The organism is Paenibacillus sp. N22P23 (assembly GCF_059383735.1).
Window position 1 is genome coordinate 30,036 of the sequence record NZ_JBXENT010000011.1, and the last position, 21,328, is coordinate 51,363.

Sequence of the window (21,328 nt, forward strand, 5' to 3'; positions counted from 1 at the left end):
GCGGAGGCGAATGAAACGATGCCAAAGTTTTTAATTAATCGCTGGCACGGCATGCACCATTTATGGGCATTCGTGCTGATGATTCTGCTGACGGTCACACTGGCTTTCTATGAATGGAAGCTCGGCATGCTGGGGCTGCTTCTCTCCGGAGCGGTTGGCTTCTCCTCCGTCATGGCGGAGCGAGCCTTCCGACGCGATTTAAAGGTCTATCTGGGGACGTTGTCGTATCGGGTGAAAAAAGCCGGCAATGAGGTTATCAGCGATTTACCATTCGGAATTATTCTTTATAACGAAGACAAGACCGTAGAATGGCACAATGCGTTTGTTACGCACATGCTGGAGCGGGATTCCGTTGTCGGTGAGTCATTGGAGGATCTGTTCCCCACGCTCTCACAGGCGAAAGAACGTGAAGGCACAGTAGAAGCGCATGTCGGCAACTCGGTTTATGAGCTGCAGTTTCGATTCGATGAGCGGTTGCTCTACATTCGTGATATCACGCAGCGCTGGCAGCTGGCAAAGCGGTATGAGGAAGAAAAGCTTGCGCTTGGCATCGTCATGATGGATAACCTCGATGAGGTTACACAGGGCATGGACGATCAACAGCGCAGCACGCTGCTTTCTAAGGCGACTGCCGAAATTACGGATTGGGCGAATAAGTTTCATGTGTACTTGAAACGACTCACCTCTGACCGGTACTTGGTTATTACCGATCAACGGACCCTAAAGCAGCTTGAACTGTCACGGTTTGTTCTGCTTGATGAGGTGCGAGAGATTACGGCAGAGAATAAAATTCCCATGACGCTTAGCATCGGCTTTGCTGCAGGTGCTGAAAGCGTCGTGGAGCTTGGTCACTGGGCGCAAACGAGTCTTGACTATGCACTTGGACGCGGCGGCGACCAGGCAGCGGTGAAGGTCGGACAGCGGCAGTCGTTCTACGGCGGTAAGTCCAATGCCGTTGAGAAGCGGACCCGCGTTCGGGCGAGGGTTGTTGCACATGCACTGCGTGATCTGATCAAGGAAAGCGACCGCGTCGTCATTATGGGGCATAAAATGCCGGATATGGATGCGATCGGCGCTTCCATTGGCGTACTGAAGGCTGCTATGCTCTTTAATAAAGAAGCGTACATTGTGCTGGAGGGAGTTAATCCTTCCATCCAGAAAATGATGGAAATGCTGAAGGAAGAAGAGCGGATTGCAAAGAGGTTCATTACACCGGAACAAGCTAAGGAACTCATCGGCGGCAACACGCTGGTCGTCGTCGTTGATACGCATAAAGCATCGATGGTGAAAGAACCGAAGCTGCTGACGCAAACAGACAAAATCGTAGTGGTAGATCATCACAGACGCGGTGAAGAGTTTATTGCGAATGCGATACTGGTCTACATGGAGCCTTATGCTTCCTCGACTTGTGAGCTCATCACCGAGCTGCTGCAATATATTAACGATCGTGTGCTCCTGGATGTAAGAGAGGCGACGGCGCTGCTCGCGGGAATTACCGTCGACACGAAGAGTTTCTCGCTTCGCACCGGTTCGCGCACCTTTGAAGCGGCATCGTTTCTGCGCCGCAATGGGGCAGATTCGACCTTGATTCAGCGGATGCTGAAAGAGGACTTGGCCGAATACATTAAGAAGGCAGAAATTATTAAGCAGGCCGAAATTGTGTATGAGCATATCGCCATCGCGATGACGGAGCAAGGGCGGCAGTATTCGCAGCTGCTTATCGCGCAGACGGCAGATACGCTGCTTAATATGACCGATGTGCTCGCATCCTTCGTCATTGGAGAGCGGCCGGACGGTCTGATCGGCATTAGTGCCCGCTCACTGGGCCACATGAACGTGCAAGTGGTCATGGAGCGCATGGGCGGAGGCGGACATTTGACCAATGCAGCCGCGCAGCAAGAAGGAACTGTAGTGGAAGTAGCACAGCGCCTGAAGCAGGTGCTGCAAGAACTTGATAAGGAAGAGGGGTTATTCGAATGAAGGTAATCTTTTTGCAAGACGTTAAAGGGCAAGGTAAGAAGGGTGAAGTTAAAGAGGTGTCGGAAGGGTATGTACGTAACTTCCTATTTCCGAAGAACTTGGCGAAGCTGGCTTCCGATGGCAACCTAAAGACGCTGGATTTGCAGAAAGCATCCGAGCAGAAGAAGAAGGAAAAAGAAAAAGAAGATGCAAAGGCGCTTGCAGAACGTCTGGAAGCGATGAAAATTGTTGTTAAAACGAAAGCCGGCGAAGGCGGTCGTTTGTTCGGAGCTATTACAAGCAAGCAAATCGCAGAGTCGCTTGAGGCGCAAGGCGTCAAAATCGACAAACGCAAAATCGAACTGGAAGAGCCGATCCGTACGCTTGGCGTTACGCAAGTATTGGTGAAACTGCATCCAGAAGTGAAAGCGAAGCTGAGTGTACATGCAGCGGAGGAATAAAAGCAATCAAAAGGGGAGTCATGCGGACCAATGAGTAATGAGATGAATTTTGACCGAATACCGCCGCAGAACATGGAAGCAGAGCAAGCGGTACTCGGTGCTGTCTTATTGCAAACGGAAGCGTTAATAACGGCGATGGAGCGACTGCGCAGCGAGGACTTCTACTTGCCGTCGCATCAACTGCTGTTTGAAGCGATGGTGGAGCTTGGTGAAGCGAGCCAGCCGATTGACTTGGTAACCTTGACTGCTTATTTACAGGATCGACAGCAGCTGGAGGAAATCGGCGGTGTTAGTTACCTGGCGAAGCTGGGTAACGCTGTTCCTACAGCGGCTAACGTTGACTACTACGCACAGATCGTTGAAGAGAAATCGATGCTCCGCCGTCTCATTCGGACAGCGACGAACATCGTTTCGGATGGGTACGCGGCAGCTGAAGATGTCGGAGCGATGCTGAGTGAAGCGGAAGCCCGAATTATGGAACTGTCGAACCGTCGCTCAAGTAACGGATTCATATCCATTCGCGACGTGCTCATGGAAGTATTCGAGAAAGTGGAGCATTTATATTCGAATAAAGGCGGCTCCACAGGCATTCCGTCCGGATTTACCGATTTGGACAAAATGACCGCGGGCTTCCAGAAAAATGACCTTATTATTGTGGCTGCACGGCCATCCGTAGGTAAGACGGCCTTTGCACTTAATATTGCGCAAAACGTCGGTGTGCGGGCGCGGGAAACAGTTGCCATCTTCAGTCTTGAGATGTCGGCTGCCCAGCTGGTGCAGCGTATGATTTGTGCGGAATCAAACGTGGATGCGGGCCGATTGCGTACCGGGTATTTGGAAGGCGACGATTGGGAAAAGCTAACGATGGCGATTGGTTCGTTGTCTGAAGCGCAAATTTACATCGATGATACACCGGGTATTACCGTATCGGATATTCGGGCGAAATGCCGTCGTCTTAAGAAAGAGCGCGGCCTTGGGATGATTCTGATTGACTATTTGCAGCTCATTCAGGGGCGCGGCAAAGCCGGCGAGAACCGTCAACAGGAAGTATCAGAGATCTCCCGTACGCTGAAACAGATCGCCCGTGAACTCGAAGTGCCGGTAATCGCACTTTCGCAGCTAAGCCGGGGTGTTGAGCAGCGGCAGGACAAGCGTCCTATGATGTCTGACCTTCGGGAATCCGGTTCGATCGAGCAAGATGCCGATATTGTAGCGTTCCTATACCGGGATGACTACTATGATAAGGAATCCGAGAAGAAGAATATTATCGAAATCATCATTGCTAAACAGCGTAATGGTCCCGTAGGAACCGTCGAACTTGCCTTCTTGAAGAACTTCAATAAATTCGTTGGTTTAGACCGATCGCACCAAGAACCGGGCCACGCCTCCTAATAATGGAGGGTTCTGTCCCACATTTATCGAAATTCCGAACAATGCGATATACGACCTTACAATTGTTCGCTTTTCGTTGACTTTACCACTGCAGACTGCTAAACTAATCATGCTGTCTCAAGCTGGTAGCTATTATGTTTGTTTTTATAATTTCACCTCGGCAGTGCGTGCAAAACTTGTAATGGGGGTATATCCATGTCAACGGTAGTTGTAGTCGGAACCCAGTGGGGAGACGAAGGCAAAGGAAAAATCACCGACTTTCTGGCGGACGGTGCTGATGTTGTAGCCCGGTACCAGGGGGGAAACAACGCAGGTCATACCATTATGATCGGCAATAAGAAATATAAGCTGACGATGATTCCATCGGGCATTTTCAATGAAAATAAAGTGTGCGTCATCGGTAACGGTATGGTTATCAATCCGTCCGCACTGATTGATGAAATTAACTATATACATGAACATGGATTCTCCTCGGAGAACCTGAAAATCAGTGACCGCGCGCATCTAATCATGCCGTATCACCTTGTGCTTGACGGCCTTGAAGAAGAGCGTAAAGGCGATAACAAGATCGGTACGACTCGCAAAGGCATCGGCCCTTGCTACATGGACAAAGCAGCGCGTAACGGTATTCGTGTCGCTGACCTGCTTGATGCAGAAGAGTTCGAAACAAAGCTTCGCCGCATGATTGTGGAGAAGAACCAAGTAATCGAGCAAGTGTACAACGGCGAGAAGCTTGATGCTGACACTATTCTTGCAGAGTACCTGGGTTATGCCGAAACGCTTCGTCCTTATGTAACGGATACTTCCGTTGTGCTGAACGATGCAATCGACGCAGGCAAACGTATTCTGTTCGAAGGTGCACAAGGCGTTATGCTTGATATCGACCAAGGCACTTATCCGTACGTGACTTCTTCGAATCCGACAGCTGGCGGCGTTTGTATCGGTTCCGGCGTTGGCCCTTCGAAGATCCAACAAGTTATCGGTGTTGCCAAAGCGTACACTACGCGCGTTGGTGATGGTCCATTCCCAACTGAGCTTAACAATGAGATCGGTGATTGGATCCGTGAGAAAGGCCATGAGTACGGTACAGTTACCGGCCGTCCACGCCGTGTAGGCTGGTTCGACACTGTTGTTGTCCGCCATGCACGCCGCGTTAGCGGAATTACTGGCTTGTCCTTAAACTCGCTTGACGTGCTTTCGGGCCTTGAAACGGTTAAAATTTGCACAGGCTACAAACTGCGCGGCGAAATCATTACGCATTATCCTGCGAGCTTAAAGCTGATCTCCGAGTGCGAAGCGGTGTACGAAGAAATGCCGGGCTGGAGCGAAGATATCACAAACGCGAAGACGCTGGCAGATTTGCCTGAGAACACGCGCCGCTACGTGGAGCGGGTATCCGAACTTACCGGTATTCCAATTGCGATTTTCTCCGTTGGACGTAATCGCGAGCAAACGAATCCGGTAGTACCGATCTACAGTTAATGATCACCTATATAGAGGACTGCGAGAAATCGCGGTCCTCTTCTTTTTTGCCAATATAAGTCGCTGACTTGGTGAATGGTTCCTAAGCTGCGTGCCCATACTAAGAAGTATGGGCGAAAATGCCCTTGCATAGGAGGGTGATTATCATGTGGAAAATGACAGGGTGGCTGGCGAAAACAATCGCAGCGGGACTGCTGATCAGTTTTCTATCGATCTGGACGACAGGCTATATCGTCAACAGCTATGTCGAGACGCTGCTGAAGCAGTTTAATGTTCCGCTCGAGCAGAAACCTTTTGCACTGAACGGCGTTTGGGGCGGATTATGGGGAGCTGACCCGGTTGTGAAGCAGAAAGGGGACTCGGCAGACTCGACAAATAAGAGCGAGGATGCTGACGTGAAATTAGACACTGGCGCAGGTAAGAATGAGGCTTCGACGGATAACGGCAAGCAAGAAACGAGTACGAAGAAGGATACGGAATCGGATAGCGATTCACCTTCGTCAGTGGATGCTTTCGCGGAGACACCTGGCGGTCAACTGAGTGATATCGGGGGCGGAACCGGTCCGAAAGCAGGCAGCGGCGCTGTTTCTTCATCGAATGAAGAGGATGCTATAACGACAGATGAAATCAATGCTGCGAAATCGCAAATCAGCGACGCTGATAAAGAGAAGCTGTTTAATACGATGACGAAGCTGCCGCAGGATGCGTGGCAGAAGATATCGGTTCTAATGGAGGAAGGGCTGACGGATGCAGAGATGACCCAGGTCCAACAGCTCATGGCGCAACACCTAGATCGGACAGAATACGACGCAATGCTGGCAATTCTGAGCAAATATTAATGTCAAGCCAAGGTCGTTTGGTTGAATCGGAATGCAGCGTTATGATAAAGTATAATTCGTAGCCTGACAATGTAGGATTTACATTGTCGAATCCCATCAAAGTTATGAACCATAACGCGAAAAGGAGACGATCATGGCCTTTTTTAATGAGAGGGGTCGAATCCGGAAGGTATGGAATTCATTCCGACAGACTTTTCGGACCGTCAACCCAAATAGCACGCAAGCTAGTACGAAACACCGATTACTGAGCAAAAAACCGTTGTTTCTAGCGGTAGGCGCAGTAGCTTTACTGACGATTGCGGGTTTTAGCGGCAGTCATTATGTACAAGCACACACCGTAGATTATGTCGAAGTTTATCATAATGGCAAGCTAATTGGGGAAGTAAGCTCGGAGACCCAGGTTAAAGAGTTGATTAGCAGCAAAGAGAAGCAGATCCAGGAGAAAAACGCAGGCATACATATGGTGCTTGACACAGGTACGATCACATATAGTGATAAAAGCGCTTACAATGCCAATCCGGATTCAACTGGGACTCTGCAGAAGCTGGAAGGACTGCTTGCTTCACACGCTACGGGCGTAGAGCTCGTTGTAGACGGCAAGCGCGTCGGCGTTGTGAAGGACAAGGCTACGGCGACTGCGTTGTTGAAGCGGGTCGAAGGCAAATACTCGCCGAAAGTGAAAGCCGGTAAAGCGGAAGTGACAGCATTGTCCCTCTCTGCAGACGGCAGCTTGAAATCCAAATCGGCATTGAAATCCGTGAAATTTGTCGAGAAGGTTGCGACTAAAGAAGCAGAAGTACAGCCAACTGACATCGCGGATCCTGAGCAGCTGTATTTGCAGCTTATTAAAGGGACCGTGAAACCGACCTCATATACGGTTCAAGAGGGTGACTGCGTCGGTTGTATTGCACACAAATTCGATATTTCGCCTCAGGTCATCTATGAACGTAACAAATGGATCAAAGATGACATGATAAAAGTCGGAGACGTGCTTGATCTGACGGTGCTTCAGCCACAGGTGACTGTTGAAACGGTCGAGAACGTGACGGAAACCGAATCGATTGAACCGGCTACGGTCGTTCAGAAGAACAGCAATATGAAAGCGGGCCAGTCGAAGGTTATTCGCGAAGGCCAAAGCGGCAAGAAACAATTGGTGTACCGATTGGTCAAACAGAATGGCTACTTGATGAGTGAAGAGCTGATCAGTGAAGTTGTTCTGAAGCCATCCGTTCCGGCGATAGTTATGAAAGGAACGAAAGTTATGCTAAGCGAAGGCAGCGGCCGCTTCAGCTGGCCGGTAACCGGTGCACGCTTAACTAGCAGCTTCGGTCAACGATGGGGAGCTTTACACCGCGGCGTTGATATGGTGGGTAACCGCAACATTATGGCAGCAGACAACGGTACAGTGAGCTTCACCGGTCAACGTCCGGGGCTTGGCAACTGTATCATTATCAATCACCATAACGGCTATGAAACAGTATACGGCCATCTTAGCAAAATTTCCATCAAGCGTGGTCAGACGGTTGAGAAGGGTCAACGGATCGGCATTATGGGTAATACCGGTCACTCCTTCGGCACGCATTTGCACTTTGAAGTTCATAAGAACGGCGTTTTGCAAAACCCGCTTAAGTACCTATAAGCGAAGCAATCGCAGACCATACGAAACACTGCTCGGTCTTCATGGCCGGGCAGTGTTTTTGCGTTCAGAGGAAAGTCACAAAATCCGCGGAAATTCGACCAATTCTCCCCTCATATGAGGGAACTTTCATTGGGAACTCAGACACTACCTATGGTAGAATAGAGGAAGATTGCTAAGCGACAGGCGGTGTAGCGATGCACGGAAAAATATTAGTCGTTGATGATGAACAACCGATTGCGGATATTATAAAATTCAACCTTGAGAAGGAAGGCTATCAAGTCATTTGCGCCTTCGATGGTGGTGAAGCGGTAAAGCTCGCGTTTGAAGAGCTGCCGGATTTGATATTGCTCGATCTGATGCTTCCGGTAAAGGATGGCATGGATGTATGCCGAGAAGTACGCGCGCGGCTGCAAACGCCTATTATTATGCTGACAGCCAAAGACACCGAGCTGGATAAGGTACTCGGCTTGGAGCTTGGTGCGGATGATTATGTCACGAAGCCGTTTAGCACACGCGAGCTGCTTGCCCGAGTGAAAGCGCATTTGCGGCGCCAGAAGAATGATGCGTCCTCTTCTGCAGCTGCTGCGGCTAATGGCACTTTGCCAGCTGCGGAGGACAAGCAAGGGCTTGGGATTTTCAATTTATTTATCGATACAGACATGTATGTCGTCTATAAAGACAATGAACCGCTCGACTTGACGCACCGTGAGTACGAGCTCGTTTATTATCTGGCCCGCAACTGCGGGAAGGTGATGACGCGCGAGCACTTGCTGCAGGCGGTTTGGGGGTTTGAGTATTTCGGCGATGTCCGCACCGTGGATGTTACGATTCGGAGACTTCGGGAGAAGATTGAGGATGATCCGAGCCGTCCGGAATATATTTTGACCCGCCGTGGACTCGGTTACTTGATGCGTAATCCTAAATCCGGAGGGTTCGGGTACGGATGAACGGGATACGGTTTTTCCGAACCATTCAAGTTAAGCTGATTATTATTTATGTGTTGCTGATTCTAATTGCGATGCAGCTGATCGGCGTCTATTTCATCAGTACGATGAAGACCTCGCTGACATCGACGTTTACGAATAATATGAACGAGCAGGCGAATCTGCTCTCGAAATTATCGGCGCAAACGCTGTCCAATCGGCTGGACAAGACAGGCACCTCCGATGAGAACACGACAGAGGAGTATTTAAGCGTGCTTGTCAGCAGCTTGTTCAGCATTAGCGAGGCGGAAATTCAAATATTGGATGCGAGCGGGAAGGTGTTAGCCACCTCCATGCAGTCGCATCAATCTTATATCGGCAAGAAGAATACGTCGCTGGCCGTGAGCCGGGCCTTGCAGGGCATTCGCGATAATGAAGAGGAAATCATCGATGAGGATGGCTTGCGCAAGAAGATTATTGCCAAACCGATCGTAGATGGGGAGAAAACCGTAGGCGCGATCTATCTGGTCGCCTCGATGAAGGAACTGTACTCCACCGTAGACCGGATTAACCGGATCTTCATGTCCGGGATGCTCTTCGCGCTTGGATTGACGGGCGTTCTCGGCATTCTGCTCGCACATACGATTACCAATCCGATCAAAGCACTGACCCGCCAGGCTGCGGCAGTTGCTGAAGGTCGGTTCGACCAGCAGGTACCCGTTCTCGGGAACGATGAGATCGGGCGATTAAGCGAAGTGTTTAACGATATGACGATGCGCTTGCGCGATGCTCTATCAGCAACGGAAGAAGAGAAAGAGAAGATTTCTTCGATTCTAGCGAATATGAGTGACGGGGTCGTGGCCGCCGACGAGCGCGGTGTTGTTATCATTACGAACCGTCGTGCGCAGGAAATGCTGCGCAAGGATGATTGTCAGGGCATTCGCCTGGCCGACTTGTTCGGTATGGACGAAGCGCAGCTTACGGGATTACAGAAGGGGAATGAGCCGTCGGCCATTCTCTATCATCTGGAGACAGAAGGCGATGAGGAAGAGCTGATGCGTGTGACGCTGACGCCGATTCATCGGAGGGACCAAGGCATCAGCGGTACGATTGCGGTGCTGCAGGACGTCACCGAGCAAGAGCGACTTGAGCAATCGCGGCGCGAGTTCGTTGCGAATGTATCGCATGAGCTGCGTACGCCGCTCACGACGATCAAGAGCTACGCGGAAGCGCTTGACGATGGCGCGATGGATGAGCGAGAGCTTGGTCAGCGATTCGTCGGCGTTATCCGTAACGAGACAGAGCGGATGATACGACTGGTAACAGACCTGCTGCATCTATCGCGGCTGGATTCCAATCAAGCTCCGCTAAGGCGGCAGCAGACGAATGTACCGGATATGCTGGAAGAAGTGGCGGACCGCTTCTCCTTCCAACTGCGGAAGAAAGCAATTCGCGCTTCGGTTCGGGTAGAAGACGCGATTACGTCGATCTGGCTCGACCGCGACCAGATCGATCAAGTGCTTGATAATCTCGTCTCGAACGCGATCAAATACACGCTTGACGGCGGGCGCATTGAAATTGCGGCACGTCGGCTGGAGCCAGCCTCGGTCGCAATTAGTGTGAAGGACACGGGAATCGGTATCCCGAAACGGGACCTTGGCCGTATCTTCGACCGGTTCTATCGTGTCGATAAAGCCCGCTCGCGAAACATGGGCGGTACCGGTCTTGGCTTGTCCATTGCCCGGGAAATTGTGAAGGCGCACGGCGGATCGATTGCGCTTGATTCCGAGCTTAATGAAGGGACGACGGTAACGGTCATTCTGCCTGTGCAAGTCGGCGGAGGTGAGAGCGCATGATGGACAAACTGAAGACCGCGTTGCTCACAGCGCTCGTTATTCTCAGTCTGATTCAAAGTTATTTGCTCGCATACAGCATGCCGGGCCTCGGTGTGACTACTACACCGCAGCAGGATTATGCGCCGGCCGAGCCGATGGGACAAAAAGAGAAGATCGAGAACGTTATTTTTCCGGAAGACATGGTGCTGCATCTGGGCAAGGGCAAACATACGCTTCTGTACCCGGCCTCGAATTTCTATAATTTGATCTTCGGCAAGATCAAGAGCCGCGAGTTTAAAGGCTTCCAGCGGAGCGCAGCTGTCGTCGTCGATTGGGACGAGATTCGTGATCGCGATGAAGGGCTTGAACTGCGGTTCGGGCGCGGCGTTCCGGTTGAACTGTTAAGCAAAGTATTAAAGCTTGAAGGCGACGCGACGTTTATGGATGATGTCGTGAACCGGATATGGATTTATAAAAGCAGTGATCGTGATGAAATTCGAACGTATTTCTTCAGCAGCGATAATCTGACCGTCTATGAATCGGTGAAAGCGGATTTGACGGCACAAGACGTTCAGATGTATGTCGGTTACGGCGAGTATCAGACGAACTATCGGAAAGTCGGCGAGGATCTCTATACGCCGGATGGACCGGTGGAATCGATGCAGTTGACCGTGGGCTACGAAACGTATTCACCGGAGCAGATGCAGCGGTATTTGTTCTTTGATCCCGGCGTTACGCGGGTCATCAGTGACCAAGGCGGCTCGCAGATCTATACAGATGGCAAGCGCGGGCTGCAGGTGGAGCAGAATGGAAGATGGATCAGCTTTACGGATCCCGTATCGGTACAAGGCCGAGACGACAATGAGAGTCAGAATGTGTACGCGGCCATTCAGTTCATTAACGAGCATGGCGGCTGGGATGGCATGCATCGCTTCACACATGCGGGGACGTACGAGAGTGTACAAGTGCTGCGGTTCCAGCAGTATTATGGCTCGTATCCGATTATCCCCCAGGAGCCGTTCATGTTCGGCAGCATGAGGCTGCGTTTGCAGCAAGGTGTTGTTTCGGAGTATGAACGCTCACTGCTTACGCTGCAGAAGAAGGCGCAGCAGCGGGACATCCGCTGGCTGCCGGGCGGAGATATGCTGGAGAATGCGCTCAAGAATTACAATCGCAGACTGGAAGTGTCTGCGATCTACCCAGCGCTCCTGGCAATATCAACAGAGAAGAATGTGATGAAGCTGGAGCCAATCTGGGCCGTCCGCCTTGTAGATGGCACGCAAGAGAACCTGCTTCAAGCGATTCCGGGCGGCTACAAGCCAATGCCCGGTGAGCCGGGCGGCGCGCCGATTCAGAAGACGAGTAATTCCGGCGGAGGCAGTGTTGATGAGCAGGGCAATAATACCGCATCCAGCGGTATTGCTCAGCTGAGCGGCGGGCCGATTTCCGGACACATCAGCAGCTTGATCAGTCTTGAAGGCACGAATGCAAGCGATGCGAAAGATGGAAGTGAAGCGGGAGCAGCTGTCGGCGATAGCGCGGGCTCGAATGCAGGAATCGGCAATGCCGTCCCCGTGGATAGCTATATAGCTGGAGAGCGTGACGCGAATCATGCTGCCAGCATGGAAGCAAATGCGAGTGGCAGCGATAGTGATGTCGGAGGTTCCGCGGAGCAGCCGTAAGCTGGGTTTGGGTCGTTTCGGAAGCTGATCAGGATCGTAGTTGAAGGAGATGAAGGGATGGACTGGGGCAGGGCGAAGAGTGTGCTGATTTTTGCATTTTTGCTGCTGAATCTCGTGCTTGGGTACCAGCTCTGGTCTAATATCCGGGAGGGGCTGCGGACGAGCGCGGATGTAAGCGATTTGCGGCCGGAAACGCAAGCTCTTATGGAAGAGAAGCAGATTAAGCTTGGAACAAGCATCCCTTCGGAGACACCTGAGCTGCGGGATTTGACTTACCAGATCAAAACAAAGCTTGGTAAAGGTGAGCGTCATGAATTAAAGAAGCCGGTAGACAGTAAAGTCGTCTTCGATACGAAAGAGCTGGAGGCGAGCTTGGGAGGCATTATTCCGGAACTGGGAGATTACGCACTTGGCCCTGTTTATGAAGATGAGTTTATTTTCTACCGGATGGTTGAAGGACGCCCGATGTTCGATGCGAAGCTTGAGCTTTATTACCGAAATCAGAAGATTATTGCGTATAAGCAGGACCTTGTCGAGCTGCTGCCGCCACAGAATTCGACCTCTCAGTCGGTTTTGTCGGCCACTAAAGTGGTGACGAGCTTAATAGAGAACCAACTGCAAAACGGCGCGGTAATTGAGGAAATCAAGCTTGGCTATCACGGGCAGATTTTCGACTCCAATACGCAAGTGTCGGCGCCGACTTGGCGCGTGCTGCTGGAAGATGGCGGACAGTACTACATGAATGCGATCAGCGGGGAAGTTGTGACGGAATAAGTGGCGTTTCGCAGTGCCTCGCCGAATGATCGGCGGGTTTGGGGAGCAGGGGAAAGGACAGGTTTAAAAGAAGTATGGGACTTCGATTTACGGTACTTGGGAGCGGTTCGACAGGAAATGCCACGATTGTGCAGTGCGAAGATGCTACCGTGCTCATTGATGCAGGTTTAAGTGCGAAGAAGCTCGAGGAGCTCATGCGGGAGCGAGGCGTCGGCGGTCATGAAATCGATGCGATCCTCGTTACGCATGAGCATTCCGATCATATAAAAGGGCTTGGTGCGTTTGCTAGGAAGCACAAATTGCCGATCTATGCGAATGAAGCGACATGGGGGGCACTTGAGCGTCATGTCGGCACCATAACAAGCGAGCAGCGTGTCATTATGGAGACAGGGGAAACAGCGAAGTTCGGTGCTATGCGGACGACATCGTATGCGATTTCGCATGATGCGGCCGAGCCGGTCGGGTATGTTTTCCAAGATGACGATGTGAAGCTGAGTCTGGCAACAGACCTTGGCTATGTTAGTGACAAAGTAAGACGGATGATAGAAGATTCCGATGTGCTAGTGCTAGAGTCGAACCATGATGTCAACATGCTGCGGATGGGCCGTTACCCGTGGAACATTAAGCGGCGAATCCTAAGCGATATCGGACATTTGTCCAATGAAGCAGCCGGAGAAGCGTTATGCCAGCTGATGACGGATCGCACGAAGCGGGTTTATCTGGCTCATCTTAGCTTGGATCACAATATGATGGATCTGGCTAAGCTGACGGTAAACGGCATCTTGGAGAATAACGGTTTCTTCTTCAAACGTGATGAGCATCCGCTGCGCGAAACGTACCATGACCGGCCTACGGCATGGGATGAAGTGCGCCGACGATAAGCTCGTCCAGCTCGGTATCGAGCGAAGTGATTTTGCGTTCAAGTTCGTCTTGGGTGAGAACTCCTTTATCAATGAGCAGCTCTGTCATCGCGCTGAGGGTAAGCAGGGTGCGATAATGATCCTCTTTGAGGTCGGCAAGCTTGGCCACCAGATTGAGATGGTCGAGGGCTGAGGAACTTCTGGATTTCATGGGATTCGCTCCTTCATCTATTTGTTTATTAACATGATAGAATTTATAAGTTTTGACTATACCTTTCTATCATGTCTAAGGGAAGAAACTTACCATGCCTCCAAAGGACGGCGTTAGCTGTTTCTTCTTGATCTATTATTATTGTAGACCGTTCTACCGATATCATTCCTAGATTCGTAAAATAATGGTCTTGATGTCAGGCTGACATCGAGAGGAGCGATTATAGATGAGCTTATTTGATGATGATTTCTATTCAACGCGTGTATCGCGTCGGATTCGGTCTACGGGTCGCGACGTTTCGTTTAGCAAGCGCGGTACCGGCATTCGCTGGACGCCTGTTCGTGTAGCTGTAGCTTCTTCGGTGGTTAGCGCACTGGCTGCGGTGCTGGTGTTCGGCTTGTTCACGGGCTTTGACCGCAGCGAGAGTTCGGTTTCAGCTGTTGCAGGCGTGACCAATGTGGGGCTGAGTAATGATCCGCTTGAGAAAACAATCTCCGCAGCGGCGAAGATGCGCCCGGCTGTCGTCAGTATTATTAACGAGCAGGCGCAGCCTGAAAGCGACGCGGCTGGCGGTGCTGCAGGCAATGATGCAGGTGCTGCTGATCCTGGTGATGGCTCTGCAGAGCTGCAGCAAGCGGCACTGGGTTCTGGGTTTATTTTCGAGAAGGTCAAGGGCAAAGCGCACATCATTACGAACAATCACGTTATTCAAGATGCAGTTGCTGTAAAAGCCGTACTGAGCAATGGCGAAACGCGGAATGCTAAGGTAGTTGGTACGGATGCGATTACGGATCTGGCCGTGCTGGAGATCGACGCAGACGGAATTGATACGGTAGCTGACTTCGGGGAATCCGAGGGCTTGCGCGCCGGTCAATGGGTCATGGCGATTGGTAATCCGCTTGGACTCAGCGATTCGTTGACGATGGGCATTGTGAGCAAGACGAAACGGATTATTCCGGTGTCGCTCAGCCAAGACGGCAACTATGACTGGGAGCAGGAAGTTATTCAAATTGACGCGTCCATTAACCAGGGCAACAGCGGCGGTCCGCTGATCGATTTGGACGGCAATGTGGTCGGCATCAACAGCATGAAGATCGCTGAGTATGGTGTGGAAGGCGTCGGTTTTGCGATTCCTTCGCATATTGCGATGCCGATTGTGCAAAGCTTACTAGAGTATGGCAAAGTGAAGCGTCCTTACTTAGGCGTGTATACGATGGATCTGGGCTTGTATATGGCTCAGCAGTCGGCAGCCGCTCAGGGGAACGGCGATGGCAGTGCAGGCGCCGATCAGGAAGAGGGGCCAAGTACAACGCCTGATGATGGTGCTGCTGCGGGCGGCGAAGACGAGGGCGTGATGATGCCGCAAGGCGATCTGTTGCTGCCGGACGATGTGAAGCAGGGCGTGATCGTGCTTCAAGCGGTCGGTCCGGCGGAAGAAGCGGGACTTGCATTCAACGATGTCATCGTGAAGCTGGACAAAGAGTCAATCAGCAGCACGATGGAGCTGCGTAAATATTTGTATGGCAAGAAGACGATCGGCGATGAAATTGAAGTGACCTTCTACCGTGACGGCAAGAAGCAAACAACAACGTTTAAGCTGGCGGAGAAGACGGAAGAATAACGGTATAGTCGCGAAGCGGATCAGCTCGTGCAGGCTCGTAGGTACGGGCTTGCGTTACGACGAGCTGATCTCTTTGCGTGGATATGGGGTTGTACGGCGTTAGTGGAAACAGACTACAATTGGGGGATTTGGCAGATGTATTGTGTATGTAAAGAGCATGTGGAGCTGGCGATTGATAAATTTGTGGATGAGTACGAGGATGCACCGGATATCGTGGATTTGGTGACGACGAAGTTCACGGAATGGGAAGCGCCGGCCACGTGCGAGCTGTGCGATCACATTGCAGCGTATTTGGTGGTGTAGCCGGTGCATATTCAAATCGCTGCCGTCGGAAAGCTGAAGGAAAAATATCTCGTGCTCGGCATCGCCGAATACGCGAAGCGTCTTGGCCCGTACGTGAAGCTCACGCTCACGGAAGTGCCGGACGAGCGGGCGCCCGAGACGATGAGCGCCGCCGAGGAAGCCATCGTTCGCGAGCGCGAGGGTGAGCGCTTGCTCGCGGTTATTAAGCCAGACGCGCATGTTGTCGCGCTGGCATTGGATGGGGAGCTTTGGTCGAGCGAGGACCTCGCTGGCCAGCTCGATCATTTAGCCACGTATGGGCGGAGCCACGTGGCTTTTGTCATTGGCGGGAGCCACGGCCTCGCTCCCGCCGTGCTCAAGCGCGCCCAGCAGAAGCTCAGCTTCGGGCGCATGACCTTGCCGCACCAGCTTATGCGATTGGTGCTGCTGGAGCAAGTGTACCGGGCGGTGAAGATTAACCGCGGGGAACCGTACCATAAGTAAGGCAAGTTATTAAGGGAGAGGTAACCGATATGAAAAAAGCCGTCATTTTCGGAGCAAGCGGTTTCGCAGGATCCTATCTCCTCGACCAATTACTTAATCATAATGATTATGAGCAAATAACAGCCATCGTCCGAAAACGCTTGCCCATCCAGCATCCGAAACTAATCATGCTCATTGGGGATTATAGTACTTTGCCTTCTTTGCAAGATCGGATTGAGGCGGATGAAGCGTTTATTGCGTTAGGTGGGACTACGCCGAAGGTTGATTTGGAATATCCCGTACTAGCTGCACGAACCGCTAAAGAAAAGGGAGCTAAGTCGGTTTTTGTAATTACTGCAATAGGGGCTAGTCTAAGTTCGCGTTTGTCCTATCTGAGAGTCAAAGGCGAAATCGAAAGGAATTTAATAGAATTGGATTTTGAACATACTCACATCTTTCGCCCTTCCATGATTATGGGAAAGCGAAAGGAGTTTCATCTAGTAGAAAAAATGATGATGATAATCTGGAAAACATTAAATCCATTTTTCATGTCGGGTATGAACCGCTACAAAGGCATGGAAGCCAGGAATATTGCTAGAGCAATGTCCAATGCCGCAAACCATCAATCTGACAAAATAAAGATTTATCATTGGAAGGAAATGAATGATTTATTATAGGAGCTAGCGCGCTTCAAAACTTGCCGTTATAGAGAGCGCGGAGAACCGTATCACAAGTAGAGCGAATTGGAAGGATTACTCATGAAAAATTTTATTATCTTCGGAGCAAGTAAAGGTTTGGGTGAGGCATTCGTCAAAGGATTACCAGAAAAAGGTGATCATGTTTGGCTGGTTTCTAGAACTTATCCTAACAGTTTAGAGCTTGAACATGGTGTCCTGAAATATTGGATTGAGGCTGATCTAGCGAAATCTGACGCAAGCAATCTGATTGCGCAGACATTAGAAGACGCTACAATAGACGTATTGATATATAACGTTGGGATATGGGAGAGCAAAGGGTTTCGAGATGACTATGATTTTGAAAAAGATGATCCAGCTGAGATCGCCAACATCATTCATATAAATATTACTTCCGCAATTACCTGTATACAGAGGCTTTTACCGAATCTGAAAAAGTCAGATAACGCAAAAGTTTTCTTAATCGGATCTACGGCAGGTCTTGAACATAATGATTTCACGCAAGTTTCATTTGCAGCTTCTAAGTTCGGTTTGCGTGGTATTGGAAACTCTATAAGGGAGCATGTAAAGAAATATGGGATCGGTGTGACTTGTATAAATCCCGGTGAAATTGCAACCCAAATTCCATTGGAAGATGGAATCGAGAAAGTCTTGTCCGCATATAACGGCACACAGATTCCTCTTCAAGATATTGTTTCCTTAGTTAAATGCGTAATGAACCTTTCCAAAGCCTCTTGTGTAAAAGAAATAAATATTCCAGCCATGCTAGATACAAATGCGTAGTCGACTCGCTTGAGAACGATAGTGCAATAACTTTGTTACAATATAAACGTGGACGGGGGCCAATGCGGCCCCCGTTTTTTTTTGGCTCTGTAGATGGTGCGCCAAATCATTGACTTGCAACCGTGAGCATTCTTACACAGCTTGGGCAGATCTGAACCAGGCTATATTCGTTGTAAATTTGTCGAAAAAATCCTTTCATATAATAGCCGAATAGCGCATGAGTTATGGAGGGTCTATTTCCAATTCAGCAGTTTCAACCCTAACCAACATGGTTAATCCACTATTAAGCAAGGGAAGCAAGTTCATTTGAAAGCAGAGGTGATTGTTATGCTAGGATGGGCACTGATGTTTTTCATCTTCGCAATCATCGCCGGCATATTCGGCTTTCTCGGCATCGCATCCGCTTTGGCCGGTCTCGCGAAGATATTATTCGTAGTCTTCCTGGTAATGTTCTTGGTTTCATTGCTGTTCGGAAGACGACGAGTATAGGTACAAGCTGCTAGTCTCAAGCTTCAACTAATTCTAAACATTCATTAACGAGGAGGAATTACAATGACAATCCAAACGATGACGTCGAAGGTACACACGGTTGGCAACTTGAACGAGGTTCAACGAGAGGTTAATCGCTTCCGCCGCGAAGGCTACGATTCGAACAACATCTTCGTACTGACCCATGACAAGGACAGGACGGCCAGAATCGCCAAGAACACGGATGCCGAGCAGATTGGCGTATCCGATGAGGGAGTCGGCACAGCGATTGCCAATGTGTTCCGCTCGACCGGCGATGAGCTTCGTGCTAAGATGAGATCTCTTGGGATTTCCAATCAATATGCCGAGTATCTCGAAAGAGAGATGGATGAGGACAAAATCCTGGTCATCGCCTGGGGTGGCAGGGAATACAAAAACGATGAGTATGACGATACAATCTACTACTACCCGGGATTCGGTGCTTTTTAAGGTCAACATACGCACCTACTCAATAAAAATAAAAAAAGCAGGGAGCATACTCGGTATGCTCCCTGCTTTTTTCGCCGAGATACGGATGCGGCATCCAAGTGTTTACATCCCCTAGTATCGTCGAGCGATTTCCGCGAGCCGCTTGACGCCCTCCCTCAATTGCCCCTCGTTGGCGAACGAATAGCTTAAACGGATCCATGGTCGCATCTCTCTAAGCGGATCACAGAGTACGCCCGGAACGAGGGAGACGGACTGCCGGAAGCTTTCGTTCAAAACTAAACGGGTCATTCAGCGATTTCCGGAATCTTCGTCTACCGCGATCAACGCGGACAAAGCCTTGTCTATTGGCTCGTCTCCAAAACAAATCCCGTCTTTCCGACGACATTTCTCTATGTATCCCCGATGATTGCCCTCGCGATCGGAGTGATATTTTATGGCGAGACGATTACCTGGGTGTCGGTAATAGGCGTGATTACGATCATTGCCGGAACCATCTGGATCAATCTGGACAGTTTGAAGCAATTGATCCCTAAGAAGGCATCGAGCATGTATTAATCAAAAACTTTGATCCCCAAGGAATGGAATACGCAAATGGATTGTAGTTGGTTGTAAACAGTGTTACTCTAACAACGGTAAACTCAAATTTATATTTTGCAATGCATCTAAATAATAGTCACTATTCTAGCTATAAAGAAAGGTAACACTATGATAAAAGTTGAACACTTATCCTTCTCATTTCCGCAAAAAGAACTATATAAAAACATTTCATTTACGCTTGAAGAGGCACAACACTGCGCTTTTATAGGAACAAGTGGCAGTGGGAAAAGTACATTGATCGATATACTGATGGATCCGGAGAGATATCTGTACGAGGGCAAGTTAGAGATAGACCCAACCTGCAAAATAAGGTATGTAAGTCAGTTCTCTCAGCTAGACAGAACCAAAGAAACAACTGTTTTTGAATATATCGGAGATGAATTCATTAAAATACAAAATGAAATTCAATCGATTTGTACTGAAATGGAGACATCATCGGATATTGAGCCGTTACTCGAAAAGTATCAATTAGCTTTAGATGCATTTGATTCAATCGGTGGGGATGATTTTGAAAGCAACATTAATAAGAAACTAAATCTAGCAAAACTCATGAAGCTAAAGGATCTTAGGGTATCCGACTTGAGTGGTGGGGAATTCAAACTTATTCAAGTGATGAAGGAAATGCTTAGTAGTCCCGACGTAATGATTATGGACGAACCAGACGTATTTTTAGACTTCGAAAACCTAAATGCGCTTAAAAATCTTATTAATTCTCACAAAGGAATACTGCTGGTTGTTACGCACAACCGATATCTATTGAATCATTGTTTCAATAAAATTATACACCTTGAAAACACGGAGATCCAAGAGTTTGATGGGCGATATTTGGATTATAACTTCTCATTACTTCAGACTAAAGTTGAGTTACAAGAACTCACAGTCGCTGAGGAAGAAGAAATCGAGAGAAACGAGAAAATCATCAATAATCTAAGAGTTATTGCAACTTATAATTCAGAAGCATCTAGAGGGAAAGCATTAAAAGCCAGAGTTAGGTTTCAAGAAAGATTGGAAGCGCGTAGAATTAAAGCGCCATTTGTTGATATTAAGCAACCGAACATTAGTTTTGGTATTGAACATGAAATTGAAGATACCATTGTTGTAAATGTCAATAATTATAGTGTTGCCTTTGATGAGTTGCTTCTAGACAATGTTAACTTTGAGATAAAATCTACGGATAAAGTAGCCATTATTGGTTCAAACGGTACCGGGAAAACGACTTTACTCCGAGATATTTTCAAAAATAATCATGATTCAATTGCAATAAATGCTGATGTTAAAATGGCTTATTTATCTCAAATGCAAGGTGAAGTGCTAAAGGATTCTAATACAATACTAGAAGAATTCATCGATGCTGGGTTTAAAACTTATGATGAGATTCGATCGTACATTTCAAACTATGGCTTTGAAGGAGAAATCGTTAATCAAAAGATAGGATCTTTATCTGGCGGAGAAAAAAACATGCTTCAATTGGCTAAAGTTTCTGCCAGTAAAGCAAACGTATTGCTTCTTGATGAACCGACAAGCCATTTAGACACCTATTCACAACTAGCACTGGAGAAAGCCATTGAAGACTATAAAGGTGCGATTCTCATGATTTCTCATGATTTCTATTCTGTTGTAAACGGTATGGATTATGTTTTAATCATTGACGATAAGACGATTAGAAAAATGAGTATGCAAAAATTTAGAGAGATGATTTATGCTAGTCATTTTGATAAGGACTATTTGGAAACCGAACAAAATAAAAGAGCAGTTGAAATGAAGATAGAATTGGCTTTAAAAGATACTAATTTTGAACTTGCAAAGGTATTGGTTGAGGAGCTAGAAGGGCTGATTAAGTTGCTTTAAAATAC

The 21,328-nt window shown here is 49.0% G+C and carries 21 protein-coding genes; 20 read left to right on the top strand and 1 reads right to left on the bottom strand.

Annotated features, from left to right (window positions below; all coding sequences use genetic code 11):
• Window positions 1–18 precede the first annotated feature (18 nt).
• The 11 genes from AC506A_RS27305 to AC506A_RS27355 all read left to right on the top strand — a co-directional run bounded on the left by AC506A_RS27305 (window position 19) and on the right by AC506A_RS27355 (window position 13,867).
• A complete protein-coding gene (locus AC506A_RS27305) occupies window positions 19–1,980 on the top strand; it encodes a DHH family phosphoesterase (RefSeq protein ID WP_495464160.1) in 1,962 nt (653 codons plus the stop codon).
• On the top strand, window positions 1,977–2,420 hold the full coding sequence (gene rplI / locus AC506A_RS27310) for a 50S ribosomal protein L9 (protein WP_495464161.1): 444 nt from the start codon (window positions 1,977–1,979) through the stop codon (window positions 2,418–2,420). Before AC506A_RS27305 ends, rplI begins: the two co-directional genes overlap by 4 nt.
• 30 nt (window positions 2,421–2,450) lie before the next feature.
• Window positions 2,451–3,812 (top strand): replicative DNA helicase, encoded by a 1,362-nt coding sequence (dnaB, locus tag AC506A_RS27315; RefSeq protein WP_495464162.1) that lies wholly within the window; start codon window positions 2,451–2,453, stop codon window positions 3,810–3,812.
• Between the two features lie 195 nt (window positions 3,813–4,007).
• Window positions 4,008–5,294: an adenylosuccinate synthase gene (locus tag AC506A_RS27320; protein WP_495464163.1), complete on the top strand. Its 1,287-nt coding sequence runs from the start codon at window positions 4,008–4,010 to the stop codon at window positions 5,292–5,294.
• 146 nt (window positions 5,295–5,440) lie between these two features.
• Window positions 5,441–6,133, top strand: coding sequence for a hypothetical protein (locus tag AC506A_RS27325; RefSeq protein WP_495464164.1), 693 nt, complete (start codon window positions 5,441–5,443; stop codon window positions 6,131–6,133).
• Window positions 6,134–6,392: 259 nt separating this feature from the next.
• Window positions 6,393–7,772 carry a peptidoglycan DD-metalloendopeptidase family protein gene (locus AC506A_RS27330; RefSeq protein ID WP_495464165.1) on the top strand — a complete coding sequence of 460 codons (1,380 nt, stop codon included), beginning with the start codon at window positions 6,393–6,395 and terminating at the stop codon, window positions 7,770–7,772.
• A 194-nt stretch (window positions 7,773–7,966) separates the two neighbouring features.
• Entirely contained in the window at window positions 7,967–8,719 is a 753-nt protein-coding gene (gene yycF, locus AC506A_RS27335) for a response regulator YycF (RefSeq protein ID WP_495464166.1), read from the top strand.
• A complete protein-coding gene (gene walK, locus AC506A_RS27340; protein ID WP_495464167.1) occupies window positions 8,716–10,551 on the top strand; it encodes a cell wall metabolism sensor histidine kinase WalK in 1,836 nt (611 codons plus the stop codon). Before yycF ends, walK begins: the two co-directional genes overlap by 4 nt.
• Window positions 10,548–12,212: a YycH family regulatory protein gene (locus tag AC506A_RS27345; protein ID WP_495464168.1), complete on the top strand. Its 1,665-nt coding sequence runs from the start codon at window positions 10,548–10,550 to the stop codon at window positions 12,210–12,212. Before walK ends, AC506A_RS27345 begins: the two co-directional genes overlap by 4 nt.
• Window positions 12,213–12,269: 57 nt before the next feature.
• The gene (gene yycI / locus AC506A_RS27350) at window positions 12,270–12,986 is read left to right on the top strand and encodes a two-component system regulatory protein YycI (RefSeq protein WP_495464169.1); all 717 of its coding nucleotides are present in this window, start codon (window positions 12,270–12,272) and stop codon (window positions 12,984–12,986) included.
• A 74-nt stretch (window positions 12,987–13,060) separates the two neighbouring features.
• Complete coding sequence (locus tag AC506A_RS27355; RefSeq protein ID WP_495464170.1) at window positions 13,061–13,867, top strand: MBL fold metallo-hydrolase; 807 nt, start codon at window positions 13,061–13,063, stop codon at window positions 13,865–13,867.
• Here AC506A_RS27355 and AC506A_RS27360 read toward each other — a convergent pair.
• A complete protein-coding gene (locus tag AC506A_RS27360; RefSeq protein ID WP_495464171.1) occupies window positions 13,836–14,057 on the bottom strand; it encodes a hypothetical protein in 222 nt (73 codons plus the stop codon). The two genes, AC506A_RS27355 and AC506A_RS27360, sit on opposite strands and share 32 nt — an antisense overlap.
• Window positions 14,058–14,283: 226 nt before the next feature.
• Between AC506A_RS27360 and AC506A_RS27365 the strand changes: the two genes are divergently transcribed.
• The 9 genes from AC506A_RS27365 (at window position 14,284) to AC506A_RS27405 (ending at window position 21,323) form a co-directional block, all read left to right on the top strand.
• Complete coding sequence (locus AC506A_RS27365) at window positions 14,284–15,678, top strand: S1C family serine protease (protein ID WP_495464172.1); 1,395 nt, start codon at window positions 14,284–14,286, stop codon at window positions 15,676–15,678.
• Window positions 15,679–15,813: 135 nt separating this feature from the next.
• Window positions 15,814–15,981, top strand: coding sequence for a CxxH/CxxC protein (locus tag AC506A_RS27370; RefSeq protein WP_495464173.1), 168 nt, complete (start codon window positions 15,814–15,816; stop codon window positions 15,979–15,981).
• Between the two features lie 3 nt (window positions 15,982–15,984).
• The gene (rlmH, locus tag AC506A_RS27375; protein ID WP_495464174.1) at window positions 15,985–16,464 is read left to right on the top strand and encodes a 23S rRNA (pseudouridine(1915)-N(3))-methyltransferase RlmH; all 480 of its coding nucleotides are present in this window, start codon (window positions 15,985–15,987) and stop codon (window positions 16,462–16,464) included.
• A 29-nt stretch (window positions 16,465–16,493) separates the two neighbouring features.
• Complete coding sequence (locus AC506A_RS27380; protein WP_495464175.1) at window positions 16,494–17,120, top strand: NAD(P)H-binding protein; 627 nt, start codon at window positions 16,494–16,496, stop codon at window positions 17,118–17,120.
• 81 nt (window positions 17,121–17,201) lie between these two features.
• Entirely contained in the window at window positions 17,202–17,921 is a 720-nt protein-coding gene (locus AC506A_RS27385; RefSeq protein WP_495464176.1) for an SDR family NAD(P)-dependent oxidoreductase, read from the top strand.
• A 327-nt stretch (window positions 17,922–18,248) separates the two neighbouring features.
• Window positions 18,249–18,410 carry a DUF1328 domain-containing protein gene (locus AC506A_RS27390; protein ID WP_495464177.1) on the top strand — a complete coding sequence of 54 codons (162 nt, stop codon included), beginning with the start codon at window positions 18,249–18,251 and terminating at the stop codon, window positions 18,408–18,410.
• Window positions 18,411–18,473: 63 nt separating this feature from the next.
• On the top strand, window positions 18,474–18,878 hold the full coding sequence (locus AC506A_RS27395) for a YflT domain-containing protein (protein WP_495464178.1): 405 nt from the start codon (window positions 18,474–18,476) through the stop codon (window positions 18,876–18,878).
• A 303-nt stretch (window positions 18,879–19,181) separates the two neighbouring features.
• On the top strand, window positions 19,182–19,433 hold the full coding sequence (locus AC506A_RS27400; protein WP_495464273.1) for an EamA family transporter: 252 nt from the start codon (window positions 19,182–19,184) through the stop codon (window positions 19,431–19,433).
• Window positions 19,434–19,583: 150 nt separating this feature from the next.
• Complete coding sequence (locus AC506A_RS27405) at window positions 19,584–21,323, top strand: ABC-F family ATP-binding cassette domain-containing protein (RefSeq protein WP_495464179.1); 1,740 nt, start codon at window positions 19,584–19,586, stop codon at window positions 21,321–21,323.
• Window positions 21,324–21,328 lie beyond the last annotated feature (5 nt).

Excerpts from the sequence above, each read along its gene's own strand:
- AC506A_RS27305 (WP_495464160.1), top strand. The coding sequence starts at position 19 with ATGCCAAAGTTTTTAATTAATCGCTGGCACGGCATGCACCATTTATGG.
- rplI (WP_495464161.1), top strand. The coding sequence starts at position 1,977 with ATGAAGGTAATCTTTTTGCAAGACGTTAAAGGGCAAGGTAAGAAGGGT.
- dnaB (WP_495464162.1), top strand. The coding sequence starts at position 2,451 with ATGAGTAATGAGATGAATTTTGACCGAATACCGCCGCAGAACATGGAA.
- AC506A_RS27320 (WP_495464163.1), top strand. The coding sequence starts at position 4,008 with ATGTCAACGGTAGTTGTAGTCGGAACCCAGTGGGGAGACGAAGGCAAA.
- AC506A_RS27325 (WP_495464164.1), top strand. The coding sequence starts at position 5,441 with ATGTGGAAAATGACAGGGTGGCTGGCGAAAACAATCGCAGCGGGACTG.
- yycF (WP_495464166.1), top strand. The coding sequence starts at position 7,967 with ATGCACGGAAAAATATTAGTCGTTGATGATGAACAACCGATTGCGGAT.
- walK (WP_495464167.1), top strand. The coding sequence starts at position 8,716 with ATGAACGGGATACGGTTTTTCCGAACCATTCAAGTTAAGCTGATTATT.
- AC506A_RS27345 (WP_495464168.1), top strand. The coding sequence starts at position 10,548 with ATGATGGACAAACTGAAGACCGCGTTGCTCACAGCGCTCGTTATTCTC.
- yycI (WP_495464169.1), top strand. The coding sequence starts at position 12,270 with ATGGACTGGGGCAGGGCGAAGAGTGTGCTGATTTTTGCATTTTTGCTG.
- AC506A_RS27355 (WP_495464170.1), top strand. The coding sequence starts at position 13,061 with ATGGGACTTCGATTTACGGTACTTGGGAGCGGTTCGACAGGAAATGCC.
- AC506A_RS27360 (WP_495464171.1), bottom strand. The coding sequence starts at position 14,057 with ATGAAATCCAGAAGTTCCTCAGCCCTCGACCATCTCAATCTGGTGGCC.
- AC506A_RS27365 (WP_495464172.1), top strand. The coding sequence starts at position 14,284 with ATGAGCTTATTTGATGATGATTTCTATTCAACGCGTGTATCGCGTCGG.
- AC506A_RS27370 (WP_495464173.1), top strand. The coding sequence starts at position 15,814 with ATGTATTGTGTATGTAAAGAGCATGTGGAGCTGGCGATTGATAAATTT.
- AC506A_RS27380 (WP_495464175.1), top strand. The coding sequence starts at position 16,494 with ATGAAAAAAGCCGTCATTTTCGGAGCAAGCGGTTTCGCAGGATCCTAT.
- AC506A_RS27385 (WP_495464176.1), top strand. The coding sequence starts at position 17,202 with ATGAAAAATTTTATTATCTTCGGAGCAAGTAAAGGTTTGGGTGAGGCA.
- AC506A_RS27390 (WP_495464177.1), top strand. The coding sequence starts at position 18,249 with ATGCTAGGATGGGCACTGATGTTTTTCATCTTCGCAATCATCGCCGGC.
- AC506A_RS27395 (WP_495464178.1), top strand. The coding sequence starts at position 18,474 with ATGACAATCCAAACGATGACGTCGAAGGTACACACGGTTGGCAACTTG.
- AC506A_RS27405 (WP_495464179.1), top strand. The coding sequence starts at position 19,584 with ATGATAAAAGTTGAACACTTATCCTTCTCATTTCCGCAAAAAGAACTA.